The organism is Streptomyces sp. NPDC003327, assembly GCF_053589515.1.
This window is the reverse complement of record NZ_JBSFSA010000027.1, coordinates 81805-88569: the sequence shown is the minus strand read 5'-3', so window position 1 is coordinate 88569 and position 6765 is coordinate 81805. Positions and strand designations below refer to the sequence as shown.

The window sequence follows — 6765 nt, the reverse complement described above, 5'->3', positions numbered from 1 at the left end:
GAATAAATCAAAAATATTTTATGTTGTTAGTATTTTAGTGAGTGGGTAGAGCCCAGGGCGCCGCCGCCGCCCCCCCCCGCGCCGCGACCGCGCCGCGCCGGAGAACCGGCCTGCGGCCCGGTAGGAAGGGAACGCCCCGCGGGACGAGCGTCCGGCGGGGCCCCGGCGGGGCCGGAGGTCCTCCCGGGCTCCGCGGGCCGACGGGCCCGGACGTCCCGCCGCCCCGCCCCCCGGCCCGCCCCCGCGGGGCCGGACGCACCGCACGACCGGACGCACCGCACGACCGGACGACCGCACGCACGGATGGGAGCCGCCGGGTGACGAACCCCGACACGAGCGACACGACCCAAGCATCGGGACCCGACGGCTACGCGGCGGCCCGGCTGCTCCTCCTCCAGGAGAAGGAGCGGTCCGGGCCGCCGCGCCGTTCCGCCCTCGCCCGCCTCACCGACGACTGGCTGGCCGGCCTCTTCACCGCCGCCGCCCCGCCCCGCGGCGTCGCCCTCGTCGCCGTCGGCGGCTACGGACGCGCCGAACTCTCCCCGCGCAGCGACCTCGACCTCCTCCTGCTCCACGACGGCAGCGCCGACAAGGCCGCCGTCGCCGCCCTCGCCGACCGCGTCTGGTACCCCGTCTGGGACCTCGGCATCGCCCTCGACCACTCCGTCCGCACCCCCGCCGAAGCCCGCGCCACCGCCGCCGACGACCTCAAGGCCCAGCTCGGCCTCCTCGACGCCCGCCACCTCGCGGGCGACACCGGCCTCGTCACCTCCCTGCGCACCACCGTCCTCGCCGACTGGCGCAACCAGGCCCCCCGACGCCTCCCCGAACTCGCCGCGCTCTGCCGCGACCGCGCCGAACGCGCCGGCGAACTCCGCTTCCTCCTCGAACCCGACCTCAAGGAGGCCCGCGGCGGCCTCCGCGACGCCCAGGCCCTGCGCGCCGTCGCCGCCTCCTGGCTCGCCGACGCCCCCCGCGAGGGCCTCGACACCGCCCGCCGCCGCCTCCTCGACGCCCGCGACGCCCTCCACCTCGCCACCGGCCGCGCCACCGACCGGCTCGCCCTCCAGGACCAGGACGCCGTCGCCCGCGAACTCGGCCTCCTCGACGCCGACACCCTCCTCCGCGAGGTGTACGAGGCCGCCGGCACCGTCTCGTACGCCTCCGACATCACCTGGCGCGAGGTCAACCGCGTCCTCAAGGCCCGCTCCGCCCGCCCCCGCCTCCGCTCCCTCCTCGGCGGCCGGACCGGCGGCAAACCCCCCGTCGAACGCACCCCCCTCGCCGAAGGCGTCGTCGAGATGGACGGCGAAGCCGTCCTCGCCCGCACCGCCCGGCCCGAACGCGACCCCGTCCTGCCGCTGCGGGCCGCCGCCGCGGCCGCCCAGTCCGGACTGCCGCTCTCCCCGCACGCCGTACGCCGCCTCGCCGCCACCGCCACACCCCTGCCCGTACCGTGGCCCGCCGAGGCGCGCGAGGAACTCGTCACCCTCCTCGGCGCCGGCGAACCCGCCGTACCCGTCTGGGAGGCCCTGGAGGCCGAAGGCCTCGTCACCCGGCTCCTGCCCGACTGGGAACGCGTCCGCCACCGCCCCCAGCGCAACCCCGTCCACACCTGGACGGTCGACCGGCACCTCGTCGAGACCGCCGTCCGCGCCGCCCACCTCACCCGCCGCGTCGGCCGCCCCGACCTCCTCCTCGTCGCCGCCCTCCTCCACGACATCGGCAAGGGCTGGCCGGGCGACCACTCCGTCGTCGGCGAGACCATCGCCCGCGACCTCGCCGCCCGCATCGGCTTCGACCGCACCGACACCGCCACCCTCGCCACCGTCGTCCGCCACCACCTCCTCCTCGTCGAGACCGCCACCCGCCGCGACCTCGACGACCCCGCCACCATCCAGGCCGTCGCCACCGCCGTCGGCACCGTCGGCACCCTGGAACTCCTCCACGCCCTCACCGAGGCCGACGCCCTCGCCACCGGCCCCGCCGCCTGGTCGAGCTGGCGCGCCCTCCTCGTCGACGACCTCGTCAAACGCGTCGCCGGCGTCCTCGCGGGCGAACCCCTGCCCGACCCGGAGGCCGCCGCCCCCAGCGCCGAACAGGAACGCCTCGCCGTCGAGGCCCTGCGCACCGGCGAACCCGTCCTCGCCCTCCACGCCCGCGACGAGAACCCCGTCGACGCCGCCGACCCGGACGAACCCGCGCCCGTCGGCGTCGAACTCGTCCTCGCCCTCCCCGACCAGCCCGGCGTCCTGCCCGCCGTCGCCGGCGTCCTCGCCCTCCACCGGCTCACCGTCCGCGCCGCCGACCTGCGCGCCATCGCCCTCCCCACCGAGCTCGGCGCCGGCTCCGTCCTCGTCCTCGACTGGCGCGTCGCCGCCGAATACGGCTCCCTGCCGCAGGAGACCCGCCTCCGCGCCGACCTCGTCCGCGCCCTCGACGGCTCCCTCGACATCCCCGCCCGCCTCGCCGAACGCGAGGCCGCCTACCCGCGCCGGCGAGGCACCCAGGCCCCGCCGCCCCGCGTCACCGTCGCCCCCGCCGCCTCCCACAGCGCCACCGTCATCGAGGTCCGCGCCCAGGACGCCCCCGGCCTCCTCCACCGCATCGGCCGCGCCCTGGAAGGAGCGGCGGTACGGGTCCGCAGCGCCCACGTGTCGACGCTCGGCGCCAACGCCGTCGACACCCTCTACGTGACCCGCCCGGACGGCTCGCCCCTCGCCGACGAGGAGGCCGTGGACGTGGCCCGCGTCCTGGAGCGGGCGCTGCGGTGACGCCGTGACCGCCCCGACCCCGCCCGCCGAATCCGGCGGGCGTGGGCACACACTTCGGGCGGCCCGATACCCTGGAGGGCAATCCGACCGCCCCCGACACCTGAGGATCCGCGACCGCCGTGTTCGATACCCTCTCCGACCGCCTTGCAGCGACCTTCAAGAACCTCCGCGGCAAGGGCCGTCTGTCCGAGGCGGACATCGACGCCACCGCGCGCGAGATCCGTATCGCCCTGCTCGAGGCGGACGTCGCCCTCCCGGTCGTCCGCGCCTTCATCAAGCAGGTCAAGGAGCGCGCGCTCGGCTCCGAGGTCTCCCAGGCCCTGAACCCGGCCCAGCAGGTCATCAAGATCGTCAACGACGAGCTGGTCGCCATCCTCGGCGGCGAGACCCGCCGGCTGCGGTTCGCCAAGACCCCGCCCACCGTGATCATGCTCGCCGGTCTCCAGGGTGCCGGTAAGACCACCCTCGCCGGAAAGCTCGGCCTCTGGCTCAAGAGCCAGGGCCACTCCCCGCTGCTCGTCGCCTGCGACCTCCAGCGCCCCAACGCCGTCAACCAGCTCTCCGTCGTCGCCGACCGCGCCGGCGTGGCCTTCTACGGCCCCCAGCCGGGCAACGGCGTCGGCGACCCGGTCCAGGTCGCCAAGGACTCGATCGAGCACGCGCGGACCAAGCTCTACGACGTCGTGATCGTCGACACCGCCGGCCGCCTCGGCATCGACCAGGAGCTGATGCAGCAGGCCGCGGACATCCGCGACGCCGTCAGCCCCGACGAGATCCTCTTCGTCGTCGACGCCATGATCGGTCAGGACGCGGTCAACACCGCCGAGGCCTTCCGCGACGGCGTCGGCTTCGACGGCGTCGTGCTCTCCAAGCTCGACGGCGACGCCCGCGGTGGTGCCGCGCTCTCCATCGCGCACGTCACCGGCAAGCAGATCATGTTCGCCTCCAACGGCGAGAAGCTGGACGACTTCGACGCGTTCCACCCGGACCGCATGGCGTCCCGCATCCTCGGCATGGGCGACATGCTCTCCCTCATCGAGAAGGCCCAGCAGACCTTCGACGAGGAAGAGGCCGCCAAGATGGCCTCCAAGCTCGCGTCGAAGAAGGGCCAGGACTTCACGCTCGACGACTTCCTCGCCCAGATGGAGCAGGTCCGCAAGATGGGCTCCATCTCCAAGCTCCTCGGCATGCTGCCCGGCATGGCGCAGATGAAGGAGCAGATCAACAACATCGACGAGCGCGACGTCGACCGCACGGCCGCGATCATCAAGTCGATGACCCCGGCCGAGCGCCAGGACCCCACCATCATCAACGGCTCCCGCCGTGCCCGTATCGCCAAGGGTTCCGGCGTCGAGGTCAGCGCCGTCAAGGGCCTGGTCGAGCGGTTCTTCGAGGCCCGCAAGATGATGTCCCGCATGGCCCAGGGCGGCGGGATGCCCGGCATGCCGGGCATCCCGGGCATGGGCGGCGGCCCCGGCCGCCAGAAGAAGCAGGTCAAGCAGGCCAAGGGCAAGCGCAAGAGCGGCAACCCGATGAAGCGGAAGGCCGAGGAGCAGGCCGCCGCGCAGCGCCGCGAGGAGGCGCAGGCGGGCGGCGCGTTCGGCCTCCCGGCGGCCGGGCAGAGCCCCAAGGACTTCGAGCTCCCGGACGAGTTCAAGAAGTTCATGGGCTGACGACCCTCCCGTACGGGAAGGGGCCCGGGCGCGGCGACCGCCCCGGGCCCCTTCCCGTATGCCGCGGGTCCCTTCCCGTACGCCCAGGGCCCCTCCCCGTACGCCCTCGGCGCCACGCCGGTCCCCTCCGCACCCCCCTCGCATCGCGTCACCCCTGCGAACCGCCCGCGATGCCGGGAATGTCCCGCTCTTCGATACTGGGGCCACAGCCGCCTCGAGGAGAGCCACGTGGCCAACCCCGTACCCCCGCGCGACCGGACCGATCAACCCTGGCGCTCGGAAGGGGCCCCGCCGCCCCCGCCGCCCAAGCGGAAGATGCCCGGAGGCTGGGGCGGCCTCATCGTCACCGCGCTCGTCGTCTACCTCCTCGCCAACATCGTCCTGTCGTTCTTCGACGAGGGCGACGGCCCGACCGTCTCGTACACCGAGTTCAGCAAGCAGGTCGCCGCCGGCAACGTCACCACGATCTACTCCAAGGGCGACGCCATCCAGGGGCAGCTGAAGGACGAGCGGCCCGTCCCCGGCGGCAAGGGCGACTACACGAAGTTCCAGACCCAGCGGCCCGCCTTCGCCGACGACGACCTCTGGGCGCAGCTCACCCGGCAGAACGTCACCGTCACCGCCGAGCCCGTCGTCAAGGAACGCAGCTTCCTCGCCAACCTCCTCATCTCCCTGGCACCGATGCTGCTCCTCGTCTTCCTGTGGGTCTTCATCGCCCGCCGGATGAGCGCGGGCATGGGCGGCGCGGGCGGCATGCTCGGCCGCAAGCAGCCGCCGAAACCCGTCGAACTGGAGGGCGGCCGGCGCACCACCTTCGCCGACGTCGCCGGCATCGACGAGGTCGAGGACGAGCTCAACGACGTCGTCGACTTCCTGAAGAACCCGCAGGCCTACCGCGACATGGGCGCCAGGATGCCCCGCGGCGTCCTCCTCGCCGGTCCGCCCGGCACCGGCAAGACGCTCCTCGCGCGCGCCGTCGCCGGAGAGGCCGGGGTGCCGTTCTTCTCCGCCTCCGCGTCGGAGTTCATCGAGATGATCGTCGGCGTCGGCGCCTCCCGCGTCCGCGAGCTCTTCGCCGAGGCCCGCAAGGTCGCCCCCGCGATCATCTTCATCGACGAGATCGACACCATCGGCCGGGCCCGCGGCGGCGGCTCCGGCATGGGCGGCCACGACGAACGCGAACAGACCCTCAACCAGATCCTCACCGAGATGGACGGCTTCACCGGCTCCGAGGGCGTCATCGTCCTCGCCGCCACCAACCGCGCCGACGTCCTCGACCCCGCCCTCACCCGGCCCGGCCGCTTCGACCGGATCGTCCACGTCAACCCGCCCGACCGCGGCGGCCGCGAGGCCATCCTCAGGATCCACACCCGCTCCATCCCGCTCGCCAAGGACGTGGACCTGGAGCAGGTGGCCCGCACCACCCCCGGCATGACCGGCGCCGAACTCGCCAACCTCGCCAACGAGGCCGCCCTCCTCGCCGTCAAGCGCGAACAGACCGCCGTCACCCGGTCCGACCTCTCCGACGCCCTCGAAAAGGTCCAGCTCGGCGCGGAACGGCCGCTCGTCATGCCGCTCGAGGAACGGCGCCGCACCGCGTACCACGAGAGCGGCCACGCCCTGCTCGGCATGCTCCAGCCCGGCGCCGACCCCGTCCGCAAGATCACCATCGTGCCGCGCGGCCGGGCCCTCGGCGTCACGTTGTCCACACCCGACGCCGATAAATACGCTTATACGGAGGAGTATCTGCGCGGCCGCATCATCGGCGCCCTCGGCGGCATGGCCGCCGAGCAGGTCGTCTTCGGCGTCGTCACCACCGGCGCCGAGAGCGATCTCGAACAGGTCACCACCATCGCCCGCGGCATGGTCGGCCGCTGGGGCATGAGCGCGAGCGTCGGCCGCCTCACCGCCATCCCGGGCGACGCCCAGCAGGCGTACGGCCTCTCCGCCGCCCCCGCCACCCTCGACGCCGTCGACGCGGAGATGCGGCGCATCGTCGACGAGTGCTACGAGAGCGCCGTACGGCAGCTCCGCACCCACCGCGACCGGCTCGACGCCCTCGCCGAGGCCCTCCTCGCCAACGAGACCCTGGAGGAGGACGCGGCCTACCGCGCGGCAGGCATCCCGCGCGGCACGACACCGGAGGCGACGCCGGGGGAGTGAGCGACCGACCGCCGGGGCCAGGGCCGCGCGGGGCCGGGCGTGCGGGGGAGAGGGCGCGCGAGGGCCGGGCGTACGGGGGAGAGCGGCGTGCGGGGAGCGATGAGCGCGCGTGCGCCGACGGCCCGGAGCCCGTCCGCGCCGGGCCCCGGGCCGCC

At 74.2% G+C, this 6765-nt stretch carries 3 protein-coding genes; all 3 read left to right on the top strand.

What is annotated here, in order from left to right:
* The first annotated feature begins 317 nt into the window (after positions 1-317).
* The 3 genes from ACWDVG_RS20785 to ftsH all read left to right on the top strand — a co-directional run bounded on the left by ACWDVG_RS20785 (position 318) and on the right by ftsH (position 6610).
* Positions 318-2774 carry a [protein-PII] uridylyltransferase gene (locus ACWDVG_RS20785; RefSeq protein ID WP_451700770.1) on the top strand — a complete coding sequence of 819 codons (2457 nt, stop codon included), beginning with the start codon at positions 318-320 and terminating at the stop codon, positions 2772-2774.
* A 119-nt stretch (positions 2775-2893) separates the two neighbouring features.
* On the top strand, positions 2894-4447 hold the full coding sequence (gene ffh / locus ACWDVG_RS20780; RefSeq protein WP_451700769.1) for a signal recognition particle protein: 1554 nt from the start codon (positions 2894-2896) through the stop codon (positions 4445-4447).
* A gap of 228 nt (positions 4448-4675) precedes the next feature.
* Positions 4676-6610, top strand: coding sequence for an ATP-dependent zinc metalloprotease FtsH (gene ftsH, locus ACWDVG_RS20775; protein WP_451700768.1), 1935 nt, complete (start codon positions 4676-4678; stop codon positions 6608-6610).
* Positions 6611-6765: the final 155 nt, after the last annotated feature.